The organism is Polaribacter sp. MED152 (assembly GCF_000152945.2).
GTDB lineage: Bacteria > Bacteroidota > Bacteroidia > Flavobacteriales > Flavobacteriaceae > Polaribacter.
This window is the reverse complement of the sequence record NC_020830.1, coordinates 2,013,475-2,036,304: the sequence shown is the minus strand read 5'-3', so window position 1 is coordinate 2,036,304 and position 22,830 is coordinate 2,013,475. Positions and strand designations below refer to the sequence as shown.

Genomic DNA, 22,830 nt, shown 5'->3' with positions numbered 1-22,830 from the left:
AGGCATAAAAAAAGCTGAGATTATTCTCAGCTTATCTATTATTTTGTTGTTTTTATTTACTACAACATTGTTACCTTACCTGTTTGCAGTGAGTATACACCACCAACAATTTTAATTGAGTCAGAACTTTCTAAATCTGCTAAAATTTCGCTTCTTTCTCTAATTCTATCAATAGTTAAAAGTACGTTATTCTCTACTGTTTTGGCTACAAACTTTGGGTTTGCAGAGGTAGTATCACCATCTATTTCTTTTGCCGATTTTTTAACAGCTGGCATAATATTAGAAAGCAAATGAGTTATGTTACCTAACTTAACATCATCACAAGCAGCCTTTACAGCACCACAACTTTCATGACCTAATACCATCACCAATTTACTACCAGCAACTGCACAAGAATATTCTAAACTACCTAAAATATCTTCATTTTCGAAATTACCAGCAACTCTAGCCACAAAAACATCGCCAATTGCTTGATCAAAAACCTGCTCTACAGGAACTCTAGAGTCTATACACGAAAGTACCACTGCTTTTGGGTATTGACCCGTTGTTGTTTGTTGCACCAAATCTAAATGAGAAACCTCATCTAATTCGTTATTTATAAAACGTTCATTACCTGCTAACAAATCAGATAAAACATCATCAGGAGTTAAATTGTCTTGTACTTGTTTATTTATGGCTGTATTTCTCATGCTATTTTTATGATTTTTTTTCCAATTTAAAGAACTCTATAAAACTGTCTGGGTTTTCTACAATTCCTCTCTCTGAAATGATTTTAATGTCTATATGTCTTTCTTTTGCTTTTACTGCAAAATCTTCTAAAATTTCGACGATATCATTATCTAGATAGATTGTTTTTCTAACATCTAATTCTAAATAGGTGTTTTCTGGCAAACTATCTAACTCGTTTAAAATAGCACCTTTATTAAAGAAAGTTACTTGCTCTGCAAGCGTCATTTTAATTCTGTTTTTACCATCACTTTTATCTTCAATATGCAAAAAGTGTGAGTTTTGGAAGCTCTTAATTAAGATGATAACAATACCTACTGCTAAACCTAAAGCGATACCCACTAGTAAATCTGTAAACACAATACCCACAACTGTTACTGTAAATGGAATGAATTGTTTCCAGCCTAAATCCCACATTTTTTTAAATAATGCTGGTTTAGCTAACTTATAACCAACAACTAATAAAATTGCTGCTAGTACAGAAAGTGGAATTTTATTTAATAAAGTAGGGATTAATATTACTGAAATCAATAATAAAAACCCGTGAAATATTGCAGATAACTTGGTTCTTCCTCCAGATTGAATGTTTGCAGAACTTCTTACAATTACTTGTGTTACAGGTAAACCACCAATTAAACCAGATAGTATATTACCTGTTCCTTGTGCTAATAATTCTCTATTAGTAGGTGTTACATTTTTGTGCGGATCTAATTTATCTGTTGCTTCCACACATAATAATGTTTCTAAACTTGCTACCAATGCAATTGTAAAACCAACTACCCAAATTTGCGGATTTGTTATTGCTGCAAAATTTGGAAAACTAAATTGGCCTAAAAATGAATCGAAACTATCAGGAACAGGAACACTTACTAAATGCTCTGAACTGATACCAAATTTAGAAGTAGAATCTGTAAATATGTAATAAACAATACCAAAAACTACAGCCACTAATGGCCCTTGAATTAATTGAAAAATCTTTCCTTTTTTAGATAAAACATTGCTCCATAGAATTAATATACCTAAACCTACAAGTCCAACAATAGTAGACCCTAAGCTAATGTTATTAATCGATTTAAAAATTTCTGAAAATGTGTTTTCTCCATCAACCTGAAAAAATGCAAAATCTCCTTCAGGATCTGCATCATAACCAAAAAAGTGTGGAATTTGTTTTAAAATAATGATGATACCAATACCAGTTAACATCCCTTTAATTACAGATGATGGAAAATAATATCCAATAATACCTGCTTTTAAAACTCCAAAAATAAGTTGAATTACACCACCTATAACTACTGCTACTAAAAAGTTTTCATAACCTCCTAAAGTACCAATGGCAGTTAAAACAATTGCTGCTAAACCTGCTGCAGGCCCACTAACACCAATTTTAGAACCAGATAATGCACCAACAACAATTCCACCAACAATACCTGCTATTAAACCAGAGAATAAGGGTGCACCACTTGCTAAAGCTATACCTAAACAAAGAGGTAAAGCCACAAAAAAGACTACAACACTTGCAGGTAAATCATTCTTTAAATACTTAAACATAAATTTTACTTTGTATTAAATAAACTTATATCGATATCGTAAATCGAGAGAAGTTTTTTGATTGATTGATTTTTGTATCCATGTACTGGAAACAATGCAATATAAAAAGAAAAAGATATTTCTAAGTGAAATTGAAAATTATATTTCGTCTAACTCTTTAATTTCGTTAGCTATGATCCAGCCAATTTTGCCATCTGCTAACTTAATTTTTTTCCAATTATCAACTCTGTCTAAAACAGTAACCTTAGTACCTTCATGCAAAGTAAATAACTCTTCTGAATTTAAAGTAGGCGCATTCATAACCTCTGTTTCTTCTGCAAACACAATAGCAATTTTACTTTTGCCTGCTAAAGAATGTTGGTTGATAGTAATAACAAAAGTGATGATTAAAAGTAAGTAGCTAAACATGCTAAAAATAAAGAAAAATCGTTTGGTACCAGGTTTGTTAGAAAAATAAAATAGTAAGAATAAAATGCTTCCTAAAAAGGCAAAGATTATAACTGCTATAGCCCATTCATTGTAAGATAATTGTTGAAAATAATTACTATTAATTTTTTGAAAGAATGTTTTTGGTAATTCTTCTATAGTATCTAAAGCCAACCTTTTCGCAAATACCAAATTGTTTTTTACATCTTCATTATCTGGGTCTAATTGCAATGCTTTTTCATAATAGAAAATAGCAGGCCCAACCTCATTTAATTTGTAATGTGCATTACCAATGTTGTAAAATAACTCTGAAGAAACTAAGTTGCGTTTTTCTAAAGTTTTGTAAAATTCAATCGCTTTTTCATAATTCTGCTGTTTGTACATTTCATTCGCAGATTCGAATATCTTTTGCTCATCTTGAGCATAAAATACATTAGCAACTAGCAGTAATAAAAATAGGATTTTCTTCATCTTATAACTGTTTATCTAATTCAACGATTACTTTTTTGGCTCTTTCATACTCCTGTTTCATTTCTGTATCTGTAACAGGTGTATATCTTGCAAAATCAGAAGCTTTTAAAACATCTATAAACTGCTTTATGGTAGCATCACTAATTGCTCTCTTTTCTAAAATTAACGTAATATTTTCTTTACTAATATCTGCAGTTTCCACACCTAATTTTGCTTTAAGGTAATTGTGCAATGCACGTTCTAAAGCCTCATAAAAAGCTTCTTTTTTACCCAATTGTTTTTGGGCTTCAGACAAGTATTTCTTAGCCAATTTCTCTGCTTTTCTTAAACGTAAACCAACAACATCGCTTCTTCTCTTCTCATTATTCTTACCAATTAAAATAGCAAGTGGAATGAATAATAATGGTAAAATTAGTAGAATATAGAAAAGGTTAGATTGATAAAAATCGCTATCGTCTTTTATTTCTAATTCTGTTTTAGTTTGTATGTACCTAAAACTTTTACCAGAAGAAACTACGTTTTTCTGCTGCACAGCTGTATTTTCTGTTGTTGTAATTAGCTCTTTACCTTCTAAAACATCTACATATAAATCATCTGTATTGATGGTATTGTATTGTTCTGTCTTAGGATCGAAATAAGAAAATGAAATATCTGGTAACTTGTATTTTCCTTTGTATTGAGGAACAACAGTATAGGTGTCTGAGAAAGAACCAGACAAACCATTGCTAGTTATTCTAACGCTTTCTTTTCTTTCTGGTTGATAAGTTTCTAATTCTTTTGGTGTTTTTACTGCTGGCAACTCAAATAACTTTAAGTTTCCTCTACCATTTACGGCCACTTTTATTTGCGATGATTCATTTGCCTTTAAGATGTCTTTACTCAAACTAACCTCAAAATTAAATTGACCAACAGCACCTGTAAAATTTTCTGGCTTACCTTCTAATGGTAAACTTTTTGGCTGAACTACCTTTTTAACAGAAGAAAAATCTTTCTTGATGTTTTTTGTAATTACGTTACCAAAGAAATCTGCTCTTCCTGTTGGTACACCAATAACAATATCCATTTTCATAGGATCTATAGTAAGTCTACCAGTTTTAGTAGGTATTAGCAGTGCTTTCTGTAAAACAATATATCTATAGTTTTCTCCATTGTATTTTCCCATTTTTACTGGGAAACCGTTTATTTTAATTTCTTGATTCCAGAAACCATTGTACTGAGGTGCTTCTGTTACAGACGTATCGTAAACACTTACATTTTCGCTAACATACAATCTGTATTCTACATAAATACCTTCACCTACATAAGGTCTAGATTTTGAAATCTCTGCAACTAAATGTATGTTCTGTTCAGCAATATAATCTGGATCATTAGGATTATCTGGAGTTGCAATAGGTTCTGTTACAATGATTTTCATCATTTTAGAATCTATTGTGCTACCATTAATTTTAATACTTGCAGGCTGTATAATTAATTCTCCTCTTCTTTTGGGTTTTAAGATGTAAGAATAAGATTGAGAAAAACTTACTTTACCATTAATCCAAGATTGACTCACAGATTGGCTTGGCCCTTGAATAACATCAAACCCTGTAAAATCTGGGGCCTTAAAGTTATCTGCACCTTGTTTATTTATAGAATATTCAATTCGTAAACGCTGATTTAAGCCTAACTTATTCTTGCTTACAGCAACACTTAGCTCTGCTTTTTGAGCAGCAACAGATAGTGTGCATAAGGTTATAAATAGTGATATGTAAAATCTCAACTTCATCGTCTTTCTAAATTGCTAGTTTTACCAATCTTTCTCTTGTTTTGTTTTTTTGCCTTTCGCCTTTTTAGCATTCATTTTCTTTTGTGTCTTCTTTTCTTCATTATTTAAGCTTTCTAACAACTGCTTAATTTGCTGAGGAGACATTTTTCCTTGCTGTGGTTTAGGCTTTTTATTTTGATCTTTTTTATCGTCTTTTTTAGGATCTTGATTCTTGTCTTTGTCTTTATCTCCTTCACCATCTTTGTCATCTTTCTTATCCTTATCATCACCCTCTTTCTTGTCTTTGTCTTGATCTTTATTTTGATCGTCTTTTTGATCTTTATCTTGGTCTTTTTGATCTTTCTTATCCTTGTTATCCTTGTTTTTATCGTCTTTATTTTGTTGATTTTCTTTGTCTAACAATTTTTGAGCTACAGCTAAATTATAACGAGTTTCATCATCTGTAGGGTTGTTTCTTAACGAATTTTTGTAAGCATCTACAGCACCTTGATAATTTTTGGTTTCCATATGTGCATTACCAATATTGTGATAAGCTTGTGCTTTAGTAAGTTTATCTTCTGCTGTTTTTGCAGTTAATTCATATTGAGGCAAGGCTTCTTTAAAGTTTTTACTTTGATACAAAGCATTACCTAAATTGTAACTGGCTTTATCATAATAAGAGCTGTTACTTAGTGCTTTTTTATAGGCAACAGAAGCATCTGTATATTGCTTGTTTTGGTACAATTCATTGCCTTGCCTAACCATACTTCTGGCTTTACGTTGTAAAGCTGTAGAATCTTTTTGTGCTGTTATTTCGTTGATAGAAAACAGCATCAAAAAGAGCATTGTTATTTTTAAATACGTTTTCATATTATTTGTTTTTAATCTTTTCTTCATTAAACAAATCTACTTTTCTTAACCATTTTGTTTTCTTATCGAATAAGAAAATATCTAGCAATAAAAATAGAATACCTGCTCCTAAAAACCATTGAAATTGGTCTTTATAATCAGAAAATTGTTTGGTTTCAAATTCATTTTTCTGAGCATTAGCAATAACTTCAGAAATTATATTTACTGGAGTTTCTGTAACGTTACCATTCACATATCTTCCATTTCCTGCATCTGCAATATCTTCTAAAACATCTGGCGTTAATTTTGTTATCACAGTTTCTCCTTGATTGTCTTTTTTATAACCAATCATAGAACCATTTAAACGCATAGGAATTGGGCCACCTTTTTCTGTACCAACACCAATAGTATAGATCTTTACACCATCATTAGACAAATTTTGTGCCACTTGTTTTGTTTCTTCTTGATGATCTTCTCCATCAGAAATAATTACTAAAAAACGATTGGTTTGTTCGTCGTTATTATAATACGTTTTTGCCAGTTCTAAAGCCTCATTAATTGCTGTTCCTTGGCTAGAAACCATATCTGGATTCGCATTTTGCAAAAACATATTTGCAGCTGCATGATCTGTTGTTATTGGTAAAAGCGGATACGAATTACCTGCATAAATTATAACACCCACTCTATCTGAGCCTAATTTATCGATAATTTTTGATATAATTTGTTTTGCCTTTTCTAATCTGTTTGGTGCAATATCTTCTGCCAACATACTTTTAGAAACGTCTAGAGCAAAAACCACATCTACACCTTCTCTTTTAACCGTTTTTAGTTTAGATCCCATTTTTGGGTTTACTAAAGAAAGTATTAAAAAAGAAATACCTAATAACAACATAATTAGTTTTAATGTTGATTTAAAAACTGAAGAATTTGGTGCTATTTTTTGTAATAATTCTGCATTCGAGAATTTACGCTGCGTGCTTTTTTTCCACCATAAAACCAACAAATAGATTACAATCATAACTGGTATGATTGCTAATGCATAAAAATAAATTGGTTCTTCTAATCTGTACATTTAAATAAAACTCTTAAATAATGTGTTTCTTAATAAAAATTCTAAAATCAATAAACCTAAGGCCAAGAATACCAAATCTCTATACATTTCTTGATAGTTATAGTATTTGAATTCTTCAATTTTTGTTTTTTCTAAAGCATCAATTTCATCATAGATTTCTTTTAATGATGTATTGTCTGTAGCTCTAAAGTATTTCCCTTGTGTTTCTTCTGCAATATTTTTCAGCAAATCTTCATCTATTTGCACTTGTTGCTTTCTAAAGTTTAACATTCCTGTTCTTGGGTCTTTACTCCAAGGAAAGTCGGCCATTCCATTTGTACCAATACCAATTGTATAAACTTTAATGCCCAATTCTTTTGCTAATTCTGTTGCTGTTGTAGGGTCTATATTCCCTGCATTATTTACACCATCTGTAAGTAAAATAATAACCTTGCTTTTGGCTTTACTATCTTTTAATCTATTAACCCTAGAACCTAAACCCATACCAATTGCAGTACCACCTTCTAATTGACCCCATTGCAAACGATTTATGGTTCTTTTTACAATGGTTTTATCACTAGTAATTGGTGTTTGCGTAAAACTTTCTCCTGCATAAACTACGATACCAATTCTATCATTTGGTCTTCTATCTACAAAATCTACGGCTACCTTTTTTAAAGCTTCTAGTCTGTTTGGCTTTAAATCTCTAGCCAACATACTTGCAGAAACATCTATAGCCATAACAATATCTATTCCTCTATTTGTTTTAGTTCTTTTGCTTACAGATACATTTCTAGGTCTTGCAAGTGCAACAATTATTGCTGCTAAGGCCAATAATCTAAAAACATATAAAATTGGCTTTAACTTCGCTAAGAAAGAGGCTTTGGTTTTAAAGCCTTTTATACTTGGCACTGTTAATACTGCAGCATCTTTTTTGCGTACAAAAAAGTACCATAATGCTAATAGCGGAATTAGAATTAGCAACCATAAAAACTCTGGGTTTAGAAACTCAAAATTACTCCAATTCATCATCTTTGCTAATAATTTTAGGTTTTAAGTCGCCAACAATAGCTTCTGCATCTTTTCTGTCTTCTTCAATTTCTAAAGCTAAAGGTTTCGATTTTGCAAATTTTACTAAATCTGCTTCTTGGAATAGCTCTTTTAACTTTTGAATTGTTGCTTGTGATGTTCTAATGGTTTTAGCATCGTAAAAATCTTTTAAAGTTTCTATAATTTCATCTGATGTTTTTTCTAAAGCAGGTACTTTAAGTTCACGCTCTATATAACCACGAATAATTTCTGTTAACTCACTATAATATTGTTTGGTTTTGTTATTCTGCCAAAGCAATTTTTCATCTAACTCATTCAGCCTATACATAGCCTCTTCATATGGAGGCAATGCTCTGTAAGTTGGCTCTTCCTCTTGTGTTTTTCTTTTTCTAATAACAAACCAGTAAATCCAGAAACCTATAATTAGTAAGGCAGCAATTAAAAGGTAGATGTATATTTTAAAATCATCAAAAACAAAAGGTTCTTTTTTAATGGATTTAATTGGGTATTTCTTTATTTGAGTTGTGTCTACAGCTACTGTAGCTACATTTATTAATAAAGAATCTGTTAAGTATGCTTGGTTTTTAATGAATATTTGTTGCTGTGGAATGTAATATGCTCCACTATCGAAACCTGTTAAAATATACTTTTGAATTAACTTGTTGTTGATAGTATCAACCTTAGCAGAATCGATAACTTCTAAACCTTGAAGTTCTAACTTAGGCAAAATTACGTTTTCGGTTTCATTAATTACAATTTTGTAACTAAACTGTTCACCAATTCTAATATTAGAGGTTTCTATATCTGCACTTACCATTGAGGTTTGTGAAAAACCAATGGCAGATATCCATAAAAAAATATATAAAATGTGTTTTTTCATGCTCTAAACTATCTTCCTTTATGTTTAAAATATCCCAATAACTTTTTTACATAACTTTCATCAACCCTAGTGTTAATAGTACCTGCACCACTTCTTTGAAAAGTATTGGTGTAATAATCTGTTAATCTTAAAGCGTTTGCTTTATAGTTATTTCTGGTTGTTTTAGATGATGTATTTACATACTGTATTGTACCTGTTTCTGAATCTAACATTGGTACCATTCCTAAATTCGGAATTTCTTCATCGTGTTTGTCATACACTCTTATGCCTGTTAAATCGTGTTTCTTGGCAGCAATCTTTGCCGTTTTTTCGTAATCATCATCCATAAAATCTGATAACATAAAAACAATTGCTCTTTTCTTTAAAACACTAGATAAAAACTTTAAGGCTACTGAAATATTGGTTTTTTTACTTTTAGGCTTAAACTCAATTAATTCTCTAATGATTCTAAGAACATGACTTTTTCCTTTTTTAGGAGGAATGTATAGCTCTATATCATCGGAAAATAAAACCAAACCAACTTTATCATTGTTTTGAGTTGCAGAAAAGGCTAGTGTTGCAGCAATTTCTGTAATGGTGTCTTTTTTAAATTGATTGGTTGTACCAAAAAATTCTGACCCTGAAACATCTACCATTAATAGCATGGTTAACTCACGTTCTTCTTCAAAAACCTTTACATAAGGTTCGTTATAACGTGCTGTAACATTCCAATCTATGGTTCTAACATCATCTCCAAACTGGTATTGACGAACTTCAGAAAAAGTCATACCTCGTCCTTTAAAAGATGAATGGTATTCACCTCCAAAAATATCATTAGACAAACGTTTTGTCTTAATTTCTATTTTACGAACTTTCTTAAGTATTTCTTTTGTATCCATTTTTATAAGCTATTGGCTTTTTGCTTTTTTGATTTTTGCTAAACGCTAAGAGCTAATTCTAAGGTACTTCTACTTCGTTAATAATTTGATTGATGATTTCTACTGAGGTTACATTTTCTGCTTCTGCTTCGTAAGTAATACCAATTCTATGACGTAAAACATCGCCTACAACAGCTCTAACATCTTCTGGAATTACATAACCTCTTCTTTTAATAAAGGCATAACATTTAGCAGCTTTTGCTAGGTTGATACTACCTCTTGGTGATGCTCCAAAACTTATTAAATCTTTTAAATTTGGTAGGTTGTATTTTTCTGGGTAACGTGTTGCAAAGATGATATCTAAAATGTACTTTTCTATTTTCTCATCCATATACACCTCATTCACAACTTCTCTTGCTCTGTTAATTTGCTCTACTGAAATTACAGGGTTTACTTTAGAAAAACCTCCACTCAAATTCTGACGCATAATAACTTGCTCATCTTGAATTTTTGGATAATCTATAACCACCTTTAGCATAAATCTATCTACTTGTGCTTCTGGTAAAGGATAAGTACCTTCTTGCTCTACTGGATTCTGAGTTGCCATTACTAAAAATGGTTCATCTAATTTAAAAGTAGTATCTCCAATAGTAATTTGGCGCTCTTGCATGGCTTCTAATAAAGCAGACTGCACTTTTGCAGGTGCTCTGTTAATTTCATCTGCTAAGACAAAATTTGCGAATATTGGTCCTTTTTTAATAGAAAAATCATTCTCTTTCATATTATAAATCATGGTACCAACAACATCTGCAGGTAATAAATCTGGCGTAAATTGTACTCTACTAAAAGAGCCTTGTACAGCTTTAGATAGTGTATTAATAGCTAAAGTTTTTGCTAAACCAGGCACACCTTCTAAAAGAATATGACCATTACCTAACAAACCAATTAACAAACTTTCTATCATTTGTTTTTGACCCACAATTACTTTATTCATTTCTAAAGTAAGAATGTCTATGAAAGCACTTTCTCTTTCTATTTTCTCGTTAATTGCTCTAACATCTACGTCCATTATAGTATACGAATTGATTATTAATTTTTTCTGAAAAACAAAACTACAATTTTAACAAAATTTATCTGTTAAAACAAGGTTAAAGATTTTGGCCAATTTATTAGTAATGACAGGGCTTTCAGTTAAATTTTTCTAAACGAAATGTAGCTGAATCGAAAGCACCAAATGTAAAATATTGTATCCAATCTCCAAGATTTATGTATTTGCTGTTTTCTTGTAATTTTATTTCTAAAGGTAAGTGCCTATGCCCAAATACAAAATAATCGTAATGATTTTGAGTTAATTTTCTTTTGCAATACTGCACTAACCATTCATTGTCATCTCCTAAATACTTTGCATCTTCATCACCAGAAATCATTTTGTTTTTTACAGACATGTATTGCCCTAATTTAACACCCAAATCTGGATGAAGCCATTGAAACATCCATTTAAATAAAGGAAAAGTGAATACTTTTTTCATTCGCTTATACCCTTTATCTCCAGGTCCTAAACCATCTCCATGACCAATATAAAACTTTTTATTATTGATTAAAAATTCTTGTGGCTTATGATAAACAGTAATGTTTAATTCTTCTTTAAAGTAATCTTTCATCCATAAATCATGATTACCTACAAAGAAATAAATGGGTGTGCCAGCATCTGAAATTTCTGCTAGCTTTCCTAATACACGCACAAACCCTTTTGGTACTACTGTTTTATATTCGAACCAAAAATCGAACAAATCACCCATCAAAAAAATAGCTTCTGCACTATCTTTTATTTCATTTAACCAAGCTACAAACTTCTTTTCGCGAGGCAAACTTAAAGCTGTTGTTGGTGCTCCTAAATGCTGATCTGAAGCAAAGTAAACTTTCTTATTTTTTGATGTTGTTATAGAAATCATTCTTACAAAGAAAAGCTATTCCTTTTTACTTTCCAACTCCAAGACTTTTTGTAGCATTTTATCATCTTGATGCATAATTCTGTAAAAACCAACATCGCCAAAAAGTACGTTTGCTATAGATGCTTTTAAATAGGGTTTTATGGTTTGTTCTGTTCTAAAAGAGGGAGTTACTTTGTCTTTTATGGATGATAAATAACTTTCATAAACTTCATCATTGGCATCAAATTCTTGCACAAAAGCATCAATAGTCCATTCATTTAATTCTTTTCTATTTTCATCTACATAATCAAAAGCAAAATTATTGATGGTGTTAAAGTAGAAATTAGTCATTCTAGAGGTTGTATCTATTGCTACAAAAACATCGGGTATAATTCCTCCTCCACCATAAACGATTTTACCTTTTGGTGTTTTGTATTGCAAAGAATCTACTACTTTAATACTGTCTTTACTTAACAATTCTCCACTTAAAACTCGTTGCTGATAATCTTTAAAATAACTCTTATTACCATTGCCAGAATACGGTTTTTGTATAGATCTACCAGTTGGTGTGTAATACCTTGCAGTGGTTAAACGAACTGCAGAACCATCACCTAAATCCATTTCTATTTGCACTAAACCTTTACCAAAAGACCTTCTACCAATAATGGTACCTTTATCATTATCTTGTAAAGCCCCTGCTACAATTTCTGAGGCTGATGCTGAGTTTTCATCTATTAAAACATATAAACCACCATTTTCAAAAGCACCCATAGAAGTTGCATAAAAATTTTCTACCTGTTCTTTATTGTCTTTTGTAAATACCATGAGTTTATCACTTTCTAAAAACTCATCTATTATTCTGTTTGCTATTTCTATGAAACCACCTCCATTTCCTCTAAGGTCTAAAACAAGATCGGTCATTCCTTTCTTTTTTAACTGGTTTAAAGAGGTTTTAAATTCGGTGTAGGTATTTCTTGCAAAACGATCTAACTTGATGTATCCCACAGAATCGTTAATCATATAGGCCAAATCTACACTTTTAATGTTTACTTTTCCTCTGGTGATGTTTACATTGAAAAGTGAATCGTTGCTTTTTCTATAAACTTGCAAAGAAACATCTGTATTTGGTTTTCCTTTTAAGTATTTTGGTACAGAACCAGTTCTAAGATTTTTACCAAATAAAGTGTCTGAATTAGCCATTAGAATTCGGTCTCCAGCTTTTATACCAGCTTTTATACTTGGGCCTCCTTTAATAGGTTGAATTACTGTAATAGAATCTTTTATCATTCTAAACTGTACACCAATACCCACAAAATTACCTTGCATGCTTTCTGTAACTGCCTGCAAATTTTCTTTTGGTATGTACACAGAATGTGGGTCTAATTTGCCCAACATTTGAGTTATAGCTCCATCTAATAAATCATCTGTATTTACATCATCTACATAGTCTTTTTCTATGAAATTGATGAGTTTTTTTATTTTTTGCTCTTGTTTGTTTCCTTCCGAAAATGATAATAAGTCTTTTGCATCTCCTCCAAAAAATACACCAATTAGTATTCCAAGAACCAAAGCAATTGCAAAATATATTGGTAAGTTATTTTTATTCATAAGGCAAATAGGTTAATGAAACACCAGCCTTTTTTAAGAAATCTAAGCCTGAAGGATCTTTATAGGCATTTGCATAAACAACCCTTTTAATACCTGCTTGATGAATTAATTTACTGCATTGTGTACAAGGTGATAGTGTAATATATAAGGTTGCATTTTTAGCAGATTGTGTAGAGGAAGCTACTTTTAAAATAGCATTGGCTTCTGCATGCAAAACTTCCCATTTTGTTGCGCCATTTTCGTCTTCACAACAATTATCGAAACCAGTAGGAGTTCCATTGAAGCCATCTGAAATTATCATTCTATCTTTTACAATTAAGGCACCTACTTGTTTGCGTTTGCAATGAGACAGTTTACCCCATTCTAAAGCCATTCTTAAATAGGCTTTATCATATTTTAATTGTTTCTTTTCTGTCATATCACGAAAATAATGAGATTTACAGAAACTGAACGTTAATTATAAGACAATTTTTAATCTACCAGAAAACTCTATCAATCATCATTTGAATAGCAAAACCAATTACAATAGAGGATGTTACCATAACCCAATCTCTTTTAGAAACTTTAAAAAGGCCTTGAAAAATAGCACCTAGTATTAAAATACCTAAAACAATTATAATTTGTGCTGCTTCAATACCTAAAGCAAATTCTAAAAGTGGCATTAATTTGTCTTCTTCTTGGCCAATCATCATTTTAAAATAATTAGAGAAACCTAAACCATGAATTAGGCCAAAAAACAAAGCAAATATTAGGTTTAAAGAACCGTTTTTTGCTCCTGTATTTTTTATAAATACAACATTAATAAACCCTGTAATAAAAATGGTTAATGGTATTAAAAACTCAATTATATCTATAGGAAATTGAACTATTTTATATGCTGATAGTGCTAAGGTAATTGAATGCCCAATAGTAAATAACGTAACTAGCCATAATACTTTTTGCCATTGTCTAAAGCTAAAAACAACAGCCAATACAATTAAAAATAAAATGTGATCGTAAGCAGCAAAATCTAAAACATGGGTTAAACCCATTTTAAAATACAAAACAAAATCGTTCATAGGGAGAGTTATTTTATGAGCATCAAATATATTGAAATCAACAAAAGTAAAAGTGCAATCTGGTTATTTTTTTAAAACTTACACCTAGTTTAAAAAGTATATTGAAAAACGTATATTGCGTTTTAAATTAGACCTTAAAAATGACTCAAAAACTAGTTGTTGAAGACCTTTTTGTAGAAGAAATTGTTAAAGAAATGGCAAAGAGCATGCACGCTCTTTATGTGGAAGAACACAACAATACCAAAGTAACTGTCCCTGAAGAATTTGGATCTGGAAAAATAGAAGCTACTCAATTTGCATCTGGTTTAGGTATTATAGATACAGACTATAATTTAAGTGAGGATTTTATTATTAAAATGCAAAAACATAAGGTAAATCCCTTAAAATTTATCTTCAATTTAGGTGATACTTTCTATCATAAATTTAATAACGAAAGTGAGTTTGAAGGCATTAATAAATATAGTGGAGCAATAATTGGTAGCTCTATAGAAAAGGTGCATACATTTAAAATTCCGAAAGAAAAAAACATTCACTTTTTTAGTATTGAACTAAACAGAACCTTATTTGAACACAAATTAAAAAGTTTTAAGTTTGATTTGGGTGATGATTTAACAGAGCTTTTAAGAGATGTTAAAGCAATTAATCCTTTCTTTTATACATATCCTTTTGGTGCAGAAGAGTTTGATCAAATAAAAAAAATCATAACCAATTCTAAAGAAGGTTTTATAGGATCTTTATATAAAGAGGGAATTACCTACACTCTATTGTCTAATACTTTAGAGCAATACATGGGTAGAAAGTGTGATGATTGTGAAGATGAATTAGCTGCTGATGAAGTAGATACTGTTTTAGAAATTTCTGATTTTATTGTAAACAACCTAAACAATTTACCAACTATCGAGGAAATTGCAAGGCGTAATTTTGTTTCTGAAAGTAAATTGCAAAAGCTTTTTCAAACCTATTATAAGTGTTCTGTAAACGATTTTACAAGAAATAAAAGATTAAATCAAGCTCGTATTCTATTGGAAACTACAAGAATGTCTATGGCAGAAATTGCACATGAGTTGGGTATAAGAAGCAATAGTTATCTATCGAAAACATTTAAAGAAAGATATGGAGTAACACCATCTAATTATAGAGATTCTAAGCTTTCTAAAATTAGATTTTACTAAAGTTTTATTTATCTACTTCTTGATTAATAATTAAGTAATTTCTAGCCTTTTCCCATAAATATTTATTAGCTAACGGATTTTTGATATCCGTCATTGGTAAAAATTCTATAGGTATGACATCAAAATCGTCGTTACTCTCTATAGTGTTAAAATCATCCTGTATTAAAGCCATATTCCATTCACCAAAAGTTCTACCAGACTTTACCCCTTCAAAAATAACGTTCACATTTTTGTTCCTTTTATCTGTTTTAATAATTTCAATAAGGTTTAAAATTTCAGTTTTTGGTCCTTCTAAAATTTGATAAAAAGAAGCTTTATAATAAATTAAACAACCAGAAATACTCTGTAGCTTATTGTTTCTTTTAGAAGCCTCTAAAACAGCTATTAAATCTTTTTTAGTAATGCCTTCTACTGCTTCTGAATAGTAAGAAAGTTGAAATGTAGGATTTGAAAGGTGATGGTACTTTTTATATTCTTTAGGAATTAAACCATACTTTTCTTTGAATATCTTAGAAAAATAGCTTCTACTATTTAAACCAACTTTGTATACAATTTCTGAGATAGAAAAATCGGTTTCTTCTAAGTATTCTTTAGCTTTTAAAACTCTAAGATTAGTGATGAATTTGTTCACTGTTTCACCAAAGAAATACTGAAATCCTTTTTGAATTTTCTTTTGATTTAGGCCACTAATTAAGGTTAACTTTTTTAACGGAATTGTTTCATGTAAGTTTTGTGAGATATAATCACTTAACTCAATAATCTGCAAAGTATCTTTCTTAGATAATGGGTTTTTATTTTCTACCTTCTTTATATTATTCCCACGACTAGAATATTGAGAGGCTAATGCTCTATAAACTGAGGCTTCATTGATAAGCCTGTTAGATAAACCAGATAAATTAGTATTGATTATTGTATCTACAAAAGTGGCTGTTTTACTAGAAATCTCTCCAAAATACGTATAATTCTCTGTGTTACTAACATTAGACATGATGTTAGATAGCAAATTAGAAAGTTGATTCCCGTTTTTTAAATCGTTAGATAAATGAGAGACCTCTATAACTGTAATAATAGTAAACTTAACCTTTGTATTCGCAGGTATAACAATAGTACTAGCATTATTCTTATTGTTACCAATGATTACATTTTGAAGCCGATGAATATTCTGTTTTTCAACGTCTTTATCAAGATAATGAGTTAGAAAACCTTCTGTACAAAAAATAAAATGTAAACAATTACTATTCTTATATAATTTCTCTAAAACAATAGTCTCGGAAGCTAAAATATTAAAGGATAAAACCTCTAAACCAGTAAATAGTTTAAAGGCTTTTGCATTTCCCTTTCCATATTTATTTTTAAATGTCAGAAACCCTCCACTTATGTTTTCAATAAAATCTCCATTTATTCCTTTAGAAACTCTTCTTAAAGAATCTATGGCATCAAAAATTTTCATCAAATCAAATAAAAATTAAGTAACAAATATATTTTTATATTGATAAGACGAGTAACAAAAAAGCGATGAAAAATAACTTTATTCCCAGAAATAACAGTTATTACTAAAATATGGAAACAGGGAAGTATTAAAACAAAAAAACCGTAACATAAATGTTACGGTTCTTGTACTGAAGATGGGACTTGAACCCATACGAGCATTACTGCTCACTGGATTTTAAGTCCAGCGTGTCTACCAATTCCACCACTTCAGCATGGAAATTTTATATGGTTTAGAGCGAAAGACGGGATTTGAACCCGCGACCCTCACCTTGGCAAGGTGATGCTCTACCCCTGAGCTACTTTCGCAGTCTTATTTTAATGAACAATCTCTAAATTGTTATTAGAGAGGTGCAAATATAATAAGTTTTATTAACCCTGCAAATACTTTTTTTAAAATATCTGTAATTAAAAAATAAAGGGTTGAAAAACAACGTTTTCAACCCTTTATTTTTTTGTATTAAACTACTATCTAAGTGCTGGTGAATAATTGGTAGGATAATCTCCTGCCACCGCTAAACCTCCAGTAGCAGAAGTAAAGTTAGTTCCAAAATCAGCATCCATAGCAGCCATAATTTTATTAGCCATTAAAGCATAACCTCTAGCTGTTAAATGAACACCATCTAAACTAATTAAACCTCCTGTAACTAAGCTTGTAGTTAATGTATAATCATCAAACATAATACCCATAGAAGCCTCTTCTAAAACAGCTTTAAAATCTACTAATGCAACATTAGGATTTGCTGAAGCTGTTGCCTCTATTGTAGCATTATATGCATCTGTAGCAGTTTTAATTGCTAATTGCTCTTCTGGTGTTACAACCCATTGATCAGCTAAAGCTACACCTACTCCATTTACTGATAATGGATTGTTAGGGTCAGCTAAAGTACCAATAAAAGAAGAACTAGTTAATACTAATAAATCATCTGCAGTAGCTTGTCTGAATTGCTTTAAGCCAGCAAAAGCAGGATTAAGCGCTTCTAAATCTGTTAAATCTTCATCGATAATTACAACCGCATTCTGACCTGCTGAAAATGAAATAGTTCTTTTAGCAATTTCAGCTGCAGCCATTTCTTGCGTCATTACACCTAATTGTACTAAAGCTCCAAAAGCTTGCTGTATACCTGCATTATATGGAGCATAAGCACCATTTACTACAGCAGCTGTTCCTGCATCTAAAGGAATTGCATTATGAGGTACAGTTGTAAAATAAGCTAAGTCTGTAATGTAAGGTACGTTAGCCACAACACCTTTTGCTCCACCAGAAGTTAATGTAGAAACCATTGTTGTAAATACTTGTGCAAATACATTTGGATCTGTAATATCTGAACCACCATAAGTTGTTGGGTCGAAATTTCCTGTTTGATCAACTCCTATACCACCAGATAAAGCGTATCCTAAAACATCATTACCACCAATTTCAGATAATGTGAAAAAGGTTGGTGATTGAGCCATAGCGTCTCCTAAAACTGTTGCAGAAGCACTAGAAGCCATTCTTGCAAAGTATGGATTAGCCAAACCAACTGGCACACCTTGAACATTACCATAACCTGAAGCTACAAAATGAAAACTTTTTGCGCCTGGAACACCATAGTTATTAAAGCCACCTGATAATGCAGAAGTAACCTCTGTAGAAGGTGTAGCTGGCAAACCAGCTGGACCTGCACCATCAAAAAACAATCTTGGTCCTTGAATTACATTTCCTGCAAATAAAAGTCCACCAATATTATCATTCATTAATGGTTGTGCAAAATTAGTTCCAAATTTACCTGCTAGGATATTTGGAAAAGAATTTTCTTGTGCTGCAATAAATAAGGCATTATCTGTAAAACCTGCTGTAAAAGAAGCACCTACAGAAACATACGAAGAAAAATCTAATCCGTTTGTATTCAACTCTACCTGTTCTACAGGCTCAGCTTGAATTTCATCTAATTCATTATTTACATCACAAGAAATAAGTCCTAATGACAGTAAAAAAAGTGATATATATTTATAATTTTTCATAAAATATTTTAATTATTATTAGTTATTTATTGTCCAAGAAAGGTAGTACTGAGAACCTATTGCACCAACACCTGGAGCACTTAAGTATTCTTGACCTGTTAAGTTAGCTCCACCTAATTTAAATATAGACTTAATGCTTGGCACAGAATAGTTGATTTGAGCATCTAAAACAGTTCTTCCTTCGATTGTAGCATCCATAAAAGTAGACTCCCATAAATACTCATCTTGCCATCTTAAATTAATATTGAAACCAAAGTTTTCAAATAAATCAGTTTTTCCGAATTGAACTTTTACTTTATGTTCTGGTGTATTAAATCCTGGTTCAAAATCTGGATCTGAATCTCTATCAAAGTCAAACTTTGCATATGTATAATTTAATCCTAAATCGAAACCGTTAAGTATTTTTGTATTTAAACCAATTGAAGCACCATAAGAACTAATATCTGCTGCTGTGTTTGTATAAGTTTGAAATACCGTAAAATCTCCATTAGCTAATGCTGCTAATGATAATGAATTATCACCTACAGTTCCGTAAAAAGGAGTAATTACGTTTTTACCAGAGATAAAATCTTCATAACTGTTATAGTAAGCACTTAAATCTACAGTAATTCTTTGTGAACCTGCATTTACTAAACCTCTATAACCAACTTCGTAAGCAGTTACTTTTTCTGGAGCTACTAAATCTACATTTGCTGCTACTGGTGCACCTGCAGTTACAGATGATGCTGCAAAAGAGTTTTCATATGCTGCTCTACCTGAAACAGTAGTTGTTGCTGTACCTAATATACCTTGTCCAAATCCACTAACCAATAATGGTTGTGTTTGATATCTGTCTAAATTGTCTGGTGCAGAACCTACTAAGTATGCTCTACCTGCATTTAAACCAATATATTGATCTTGAGTTGTTGGGTTTCTAAAACCTGTTTGGAAAGATGCTCTAAAGTTTTGGTTTTTATTTTCACCACCTGCATATGCTAAAGAAACTCTTGGTGAGAAATTACCATCAAAGTTTTGAGCTTTATCATAACGAATAGACGCTGTAAACTTTAAACGATCGTCTTCTAAAAACTTTTTCTGCATTTGAGTATACACACCATATTCATCATAATCAATTGGCCCATCATAATCTGTAAAAATGCTTCCATTAGAATTTAATGAATATCTTCTATAAGAACCACCTACTTGAAACTCTGCCCAATCTATAACATCTTGAAAATTGTAGTTTACATCTCCATGATATAATTTAGTTTGATCTTGGAATTTTGAACCAGTTACTAAATCTGGATCTGAAGTTACTCTATTAAAAGCAGCTTGAAATTCTGGTGTTCCTGGCTCAAATCTTCCTGTTTCAGCAGTTTGTCTTGCCAAAGCATGAGATTGATCTGAGTTTAAACCTCCTAAAGTACCTGTTAAATAAGCACCAACATATTCACCAAACCAAGTGTTATCGTCTTTCCAAGCTCTGTTAATGTTAATTGCTGCAAAACGAGTATCGTAAGAATTACCTGCATCTTCATTAGTTACATAACCTCTTACAAAAAAGTTTTTACCTCTAAACTCTAATTTGTGCTGAGCTAAGTAAAAGTCTTGAATGTTATATCTATTTGTACCTTGATAAATTGTATTACCAACACCAAATTTCGAGTTCCAAATAATTTCTAAACGATCATCACCAAAAGGTCTGTAGTTTAAAGAACCACCAAACTTTACACTTTTAGCTTCGTAAGTCATTAAATCTCTTTCTTCATAACCAGTTCTACTTACATCAACACTTGGTATTAAAGCAGAAGAACCATTAGGTATAATACCTAAACCTTCTAAAGTTTGTGCAACACCATTTATGTTTGTTGTAACTTCATCACCATAAATATTTAAACCATCGTAGTTAAGATCAGTTTCTCTTGTACCAGCAATATAGTCACCATCAACAGAAGTACCTTCTCTATTGTTTCTATAATCTGTAGCAAACCATTCTGTACCATCTAAATAGGCTAAAGTTGCTTTTGCAGCAAATTTATCTGAAAACGCATACGCCATTCTAATATTCATGTCGTAAAACTCATTTGTACCTGCAGCTTCTTGACTTGTATAACCTCCTTTAACAGAAACGCTAATTCCTTGATCGTCAAAAGGACTTTTACTAGTCATGAACATAATACCGTTAAATGCGTTTGCACCATATAATGCAGAAGATGCACCAGGTAATAATTCTACCGTTTTTACGTCTAACTCAGACATACCTAATAAGTTACCAATTGCAAAGTTTAAGGCTGGTGATGAATTGTCCATACCATCTACCAACTGCATAAAACGTGTATTTGCAAATGTTGCAAAACCACGAGTATTTACAGATTTAAACGTTAAACTGTTTGTATTAATATCAACACCTTTCAAATTTTCTAACCCATCATAAAAAGAAGGAGCAGAGGTGTTTTTAATTGCTCTAGTATCCATTCTTTCTACGGTTACAGGAGATTCCATAATACGCTCAGGTGTTCTAGAAGCAGAAACTACAATTTCATCTAAAGCAGTTTCATTTTCTTTAAGCATTACAGTAACTTCTTGATTGTTTTTTGTAATCTGAACCTCTTCTGTTTGAAACCCTAACATTGATATTTCTAATGTAAAAGGGGGCACATCAGTTGTTGTTAAAACAAATTTTCCATCAAAATCGGTGTTTGTACCAACCGCTTTTCTCGAAATTTTAATATTTGCACCAGGAAGTGTTTCACCTGTTTTAGCATCTTTAACTACACCAGTAATAGTAGTTTGTGCACCCATTGATAAACTAGCAAATGCTATAAATACCAAGAGTAAAGTCTTTTTTATCATAATTTGAATTGTTTGTTAACTTCTACGCAAAATACAATTTTTTTTGAATTTCAGAATAATTGATTATTAAATTTATCATTTTAACAATTATCAGTAGTTTTATTTAGTATATAATTAGTGTAAAATGATAATACAAAAGTCTTTTTTTAATTTCTAGATATTGTACATTTGTAATGTAAAACAGTATTTTCTTGAAAATTTTTCAAAAAACTTCTAGCTTTTCTTCAGAAGAGAAAACTTTTGTAACAATTGGTACTTTTGATGGTGTACATTTTGGGCATCAAAAAATTATCGAAAAATTAGTTTCTGAAGCAAAAAAAGAGCAAAAAAAATCAGTTTTATTGACGTTTTTTCCTCATCCAAGGATGGTTTTGCAGAAAGATGCGTCTATAGAATTGATAAATACCATCAACGAAAGAGCAAATTTATTAGAAAAAACAGGGTTAGATTACCTGATAATTCATCCCTTTAGTAGAGCTTTTTCTAGAACCACAGCTTTAGAGTTTGTTAGAAATATTTTGGTAAATCAACTAAACATATCAAAACTAATTATTGGGTATGATCATCATTTTGGTAAAAATAGAGAAGGTAACATAACTCAATTAACAGAATACAGCCATTTATACGATTTTAAGGTAGAAGAAATACCTGCACAAGATATTGATGATGTTTCTGTAAGCTCCACAAAAATTAGACGTGCCTTACATGAAGGTAACTTAAAAACGGCCAACCATTATTTGGGTTATAATTTTATGCTAAATGGTAATGTTGTAAATGGCAAAAAATTAGGAGGTAAAATTGGCTATCCAACTGCAAATATTGATATTAAGGAGGATTACAAATTAATTCCGAAAACTGGGGTATATGTTGTAAAATCTACAATTGATAAAGAAGAAGTGTTTGGAATGATGAATATTGGCAACAGGCCAACTGTTAATGGAAATCATCAAACCATAGAAGTACATTTCTTTGATTTTAATAAAGATTTATATCATCAAAATTTAACCATAGAATTGCTATACTTTTTAAGAGACGAACAAAAATTCGAATCTTTAGATTTACTAATTCATCAACTTAAAAAAGACGAACATATTGCAAGAGATTACATTAAAAACAATCTCTAAAAGTAGATTGC

General features: G+C 31.1%; 19 protein-coding genes and 2 tRNA genes. 2 read left to right on the top strand and 19 right to left on the bottom strand.

All coding sequences use genetic code 11. From position 1 onward, the window contains the following. Positions 1-59 precede the first annotated feature (59 nt). The 14 genes from MED152_RS09000 to MED152_RS08935 form a co-directional block, all read right to left on the bottom strand. Positions 60-689: a carbonic anhydrase family protein gene (locus MED152_RS09000; protein WP_015481555.1), complete on the bottom strand. Its 630-nt coding sequence runs from the start codon at positions 687-689 to the stop codon at positions 60-62. Between the two features lie 7 nt (positions 690-696). Further along, the gene (locus MED152_RS08995; RefSeq protein WP_015481554.1) at positions 697-2,274 is read right to left on the bottom strand and encodes a SulP family inorganic anion transporter; all 1,578 of its coding nucleotides are present in this window, start codon (positions 2,272-2,274) and stop codon (positions 697-699) included. A gap of 138 nt (positions 2,275-2,412) precedes the next feature. Beyond that, entirely contained in the window at positions 2,413-3,171 is a 759-nt protein-coding gene (locus tag MED152_RS08990; protein WP_015481553.1) for a tetratricopeptide repeat protein, read from the bottom strand. Between the two features lies 1 nt (position 3,172). Then, the gene (locus MED152_RS08985) at positions 3,173-4,936 is read right to left on the bottom strand and encodes a BatD family protein (RefSeq protein WP_015481552.1); all 1,764 of its coding nucleotides are present in this window, start codon (positions 4,934-4,936) and stop codon (positions 3,173-3,175) included. A gap of 21 nt (positions 4,937-4,957) precedes the next feature. After that, positions 4,958-5,785 (bottom strand): tetratricopeptide repeat protein, encoded by an 828-nt coding sequence (locus MED152_RS08980; RefSeq protein ID WP_041383962.1) that lies wholly within the window; start codon positions 5,783-5,785, stop codon positions 4,958-4,960. A gap of 1 nt (position 5,786) precedes the next feature. After that, positions 5,787-6,836: a VWA domain-containing protein gene (locus MED152_RS08975; protein WP_015481550.1), complete on the bottom strand. Its 1,050-nt coding sequence runs from the start codon at positions 6,834-6,836 to the stop codon at positions 5,787-5,789. Continuing rightward, positions 6,837-7,844, bottom strand: coding sequence for a VWA domain-containing protein (locus MED152_RS08970; RefSeq protein ID WP_041383958.1), 1,008 nt, complete (start codon positions 7,842-7,844; stop codon positions 6,837-6,839). Beyond that, positions 7,831-8,745: a BatD family protein gene (locus tag MED152_RS08965; protein ID WP_015481548.1), complete on the bottom strand. Its 915-nt coding sequence runs from the start codon at positions 8,743-8,745 to the stop codon at positions 7,831-7,833. Before MED152_RS08965 ends, MED152_RS08970 begins: the two co-directional genes overlap by 14 nt. Positions 8,746-8,753: 8 nt before the next feature. After that, positions 8,754-9,623, bottom strand: a complete 870-nt coding sequence (locus MED152_RS08960) for a DUF58 domain-containing protein (protein WP_015481547.1) — start codon at positions 9,621-9,623, stop codon at positions 8,754-8,756. Positions 9,624-9,681: 58 nt separating this feature from the next. Continuing rightward, a complete protein-coding gene (locus MED152_RS08955) occupies positions 9,682-10,671 on the bottom strand; it encodes a MoxR family ATPase (RefSeq protein WP_015481546.1) in 990 nt (329 codons plus the stop codon). A 118-nt stretch (positions 10,672-10,789) separates the two neighbouring features. After that, a complete protein-coding gene (locus MED152_RS08950; RefSeq protein WP_015481545.1) occupies positions 10,790-11,554 on the bottom strand; it encodes a UDP-2,3-diacylglucosamine diphosphatase in 765 nt (254 codons plus the stop codon). Positions 11,555-11,569: 15 nt separating this feature from the next. Continuing rightward, entirely contained in the window at positions 11,570-13,141 is a 1,572-nt protein-coding gene (locus MED152_RS08945) for a S41 family peptidase (RefSeq protein ID WP_015481544.1), read from the bottom strand. Then, complete coding sequence (locus tag MED152_RS08940) at positions 13,134-13,559, bottom strand: dCMP deaminase family protein (protein ID WP_015481543.1); 426 nt, start codon at positions 13,557-13,559, stop codon at positions 13,134-13,136. The genes MED152_RS08945 and MED152_RS08940 overlap by 8 nt, the downstream gene beginning before the upstream one ends. A gap of 58 nt (positions 13,560-13,617) precedes the next feature. Then, complete coding sequence (locus MED152_RS08935) at positions 13,618-14,199, bottom strand: HupE/UreJ family protein (RefSeq protein ID WP_015481542.1); 582 nt, start codon at positions 14,197-14,199, stop codon at positions 13,618-13,620. 140 nt (positions 14,200-14,339) lie between these two features. Between MED152_RS08935 and MED152_RS08930 the strand changes: the two genes are divergently transcribed. Beyond that, complete coding sequence (locus MED152_RS08930; protein ID WP_015481541.1) at positions 14,340-15,371, top strand: helix-turn-helix transcriptional regulator; 1,032 nt, start codon at positions 14,340-14,342, stop codon at positions 15,369-15,371. 4 nt (positions 15,372-15,375) lie between these two features. Here the strand turns inward: MED152_RS08930 and MED152_RS08925 are convergent, their stop codons facing one another. From MED152_RS08925 to MED152_RS08905, 5 genes are all read right to left on the bottom strand, one after another. Continuing rightward, entirely contained in the window at positions 15,376-16,821 is a 1,446-nt protein-coding gene (locus MED152_RS08925) for a BLUF domain-containing protein (protein ID WP_015481540.1), read from the bottom strand. A 167-nt stretch (positions 16,822-16,988) separates the two neighbouring features. Beyond that, a tRNA-Leu gene (locus MED152_RS08920) sits at positions 16,989-17,074 on the bottom strand. A gap of 22 nt (positions 17,075-17,096) precedes the next feature. Further along, a tRNA-Gly gene (locus MED152_RS08915) sits at positions 17,097-17,168 on the bottom strand. 159 nt (positions 17,169-17,327) lie between these two features. Next, on the bottom strand, positions 17,328-18,863 hold the full coding sequence (locus MED152_RS08910; RefSeq protein WP_015481539.1) for an SGNH/GDSL hydrolase family protein: 1,536 nt from the start codon (positions 18,861-18,863) through the stop codon (positions 17,328-17,330). 18 nt (positions 18,864-18,881) lie between these two features. Continuing rightward, the gene (locus tag MED152_RS08905; RefSeq protein ID WP_041383547.1) at positions 18,882-21,695 is read right to left on the bottom strand and encodes a TonB-dependent receptor; all 2,814 of its coding nucleotides are present in this window, start codon (positions 21,693-21,695) and stop codon (positions 18,882-18,884) included. Positions 21,696-21,886: 191 nt separating this feature from the next. Between MED152_RS08905 and MED152_RS08900 the strand changes: the two genes are divergently transcribed. Beyond that, positions 21,887-22,819: a bifunctional riboflavin kinase/FAD synthetase gene (locus MED152_RS08900; RefSeq protein WP_015481537.1), complete on the top strand. Its 933-nt coding sequence runs from the start codon at positions 21,887-21,889 to the stop codon at positions 22,817-22,819. The last annotated feature ends 11 nt before the right edge of the window (positions 22,820-22,830 follow it).

What these genes read in the sequence shown, in the direction of transcription:
- MED152_RS09000 (WP_015481555.1), bottom strand. Translation starts at nt 689, where the DNA reads ATGAGAAATACAGCCATAAATAAACAAGTACAAGACAATTTAACTCCT.
- MED152_RS08975 (WP_015481550.1), bottom strand. Translation starts at nt 6,836, where the DNA reads ATGTACAGATTAGAAGAACCAATTTATTTTTATGCATTAGCAATCATA.
- MED152_RS08985 (WP_015481552.1), bottom strand. Translation starts at nt 4,936, where the DNA reads ATGAAGTTGAGATTTTACATATCACTATTTATAACCTTATGCACACTA.
- MED152_RS08935 (WP_015481542.1), bottom strand. Translation starts at nt 14,199, where the DNA reads ATGAACGATTTTGTTTTGTATTTTAAAATGGGTTTAACCCATGTTTTA.
- MED152_RS08990 (WP_015481553.1), bottom strand. Translation starts at nt 3,171, where the DNA reads ATGAAGAAAATCCTATTTTTATTACTGCTAGTTGCTAATGTATTTTAT.
- MED152_RS08995 (WP_015481554.1), bottom strand. Translation starts at nt 2,274, where the DNA reads ATGTTTAAGTATTTAAAGAATGATTTACCTGCAAGTGTTGTAGTCTTT.
- MED152_RS08955 (WP_015481546.1), bottom strand. Translation starts at nt 10,671, where the DNA reads ATGGACGTAGATGTTAGAGCAATTAACGAGAAAATAGAAAGAGAAAGT.
- MED152_RS08910 (WP_015481539.1), bottom strand. Translation starts at nt 18,863, where the DNA reads ATGAAAAATTATAAATATATATCACTTTTTTTACTGTCATTAGGACTT.
- MED152_RS08940 (WP_015481543.1), bottom strand. Translation starts at nt 13,559, where the DNA reads ATGACAGAAAAGAAACAATTAAAATATGATAAAGCCTATTTAAGAATG.
- MED152_RS08930 (WP_015481541.1), top strand. Translation starts at nt 14,340, where the DNA reads ATGACTCAAAAACTAGTTGTTGAAGACCTTTTTGTAGAAGAAATTGTT.
- MED152_RS08980 (WP_041383962.1), bottom strand. Translation starts at nt 5,785, where the DNA reads ATGAAAACGTATTTAAAAATAACAATGCTCTTTTTGATGCTGTTTTCT.
- MED152_RS08965 (WP_015481548.1), bottom strand. Translation starts at nt 8,745, where the DNA reads ATGAAAAAACACATTTTATATATTTTTTTATGGATATCTGCCATTGGT.
- MED152_RS08925 (WP_015481540.1), bottom strand. Translation starts at nt 16,821, where the DNA reads ATGAAAATTTTTGATGCCATAGATTCTTTAAGAAGAGTTTCTAAAGGA.
- MED152_RS08960 (WP_015481547.1), bottom strand. Translation starts at nt 9,623, where the DNA reads ATGGATACAAAAGAAATACTTAAGAAAGTTCGTAAAATAGAAATTAAG.
- MED152_RS08945 (WP_015481544.1), bottom strand. Translation starts at nt 13,141, where the DNA reads ATGAATAAAAATAACTTACCAATATATTTTGCAATTGCTTTGGTTCTT.
- MED152_RS08950 (WP_015481545.1), bottom strand. Translation starts at nt 11,554, where the DNA reads ATGATTTCTATAACAACATCAAAAAATAAGAAAGTTTACTTTGCTTCA.
- MED152_RS08970 (WP_041383958.1), bottom strand. Translation starts at nt 7,844, where the DNA reads ATGAATTGGAGTAATTTTGAGTTTCTAAACCCAGAGTTTTTATGGTTG.
- MED152_RS08905 (WP_041383547.1), bottom strand. Translation starts at nt 21,695, where the DNA reads ATGATAAAAAAGACTTTACTCTTGGTATTTATAGCATTTGCTAGTTTA.